This is a genomic window from Photorhabdus sp. CRCIA-P01 (genome assembly GCF_003545805.1).
Taxonomy (GTDB): Bacteria; Pseudomonadota; Gammaproteobacteria; order Enterobacterales; family Enterobacteriaceae; genus Photorhabdus; species Photorhabdus antumapuensis.
In genome coordinates, this window is sequence record NZ_NMQR01000185.1 from 1 (window position 1) to 1132 (window position 1132).

The 1132-nt window shown below is 40.8% G+C and carries 1 protein-coding gene; it reads left to right on the plus strand.

Going from position 1 to position 1132, the window contains the following annotated elements; translation table 11 throughout:
• The first annotated feature begins 91 nt into the window (after window positions 1–91).
• Window positions 92–1117, plus strand: coding sequence for an IS630 family transposase (locus tag D3222_RS24715; RefSeq protein WP_118988367.1), 1026 nt, complete (start codon window positions 92–94; stop codon window positions 1115–1117).
• The last annotated feature ends 15 nt before the right edge of the window (window positions 1118–1132 follow it).

The window sequence follows — 1132 nt, forward strand, 5'->3', positions numbered from 1 at the left end:
GTCATAGACTGTTTTAGTTTTACTTCTGCTTTATACCCGTAATCATTGAAGATGCTTGATTTTATCCGAAATGGAGATCATTATCCTCGCTATGAAAATATTTATTACATCAGAACAAAAAATCAAACTTGAGCGTCTTCACGACACCACTCGCGATGGTCAAGTACGAGACAGAATAAAAGCTATCCTTCTGGCTTCTGAAGGGTGGAGTTCTGTGATGATAGCTCAGGCATTGCGACTCCATCAGACCACGGTTGACCGCCATATCAGTGATTACCTTAATCACGGTAAACTTAAATCGGGTAATGGGGGGTCTGACAGTTTACTTTCCCAAGAACAAACTGATTTTTTAATCAACCACTTATCTCAACATCTTTTCCATCACACCCATGAAATCGTGGCCTATGTCGCTCAGCTCTGGAATATTACCTTTAGCATTCCCGGCATGAATAAATGGCTACACCGTCAGGGTTTTTCTTATAAAAAACCGTGTGGCGTCCCTCATAAATTCGACGCAGAAAAACAGCGACAATTTATTGAATATTATGAAAATCTTAAAGTCACAGCGAAAGACGAACCCCTCCTTTTTCTTGACGCGGTTCACCCGACTCAAGGTACCAAACTCGGTTATGGCTGGATGCGAAAGGGCGAGAAAAAAACAGTCAAAACAACAGGAAGCCGGACTCGTCTGAATCTATTGGGCGCGCTCAACCTGAATGCCATTGGTCGTACCGTGTTCCAGGAATATCAAACCATCAATGACTACAATATTTGCTGTTTTTTCAATGAAATAAGAAAGTCTTATCCTGACTATCATCAAAAAATTCATCTTATTGTGGATGGGGCGGGTTACAACAAAGCTCATCTTGTGAAGGAGTGGGCTTATGTTAGCAATATTGAGTTACATTACCTTCCTCCATACAGCCCAAATTTAAACCCGATAGAGCGATTATGGAAGGTCATGAATGAACAGGTTCGAAATAACCGTTATTTCGCTGATAAGCATGAATTTCGAGACAAAGTCTTCAAATTTTTCACCACAACGTTACCTGATATAGCGGACTCGCTGACGTCTAGAATTAACGACCATTTTCAGGTGCTAAAAACTGCATCTTGAAGTTTCTTGGGTATA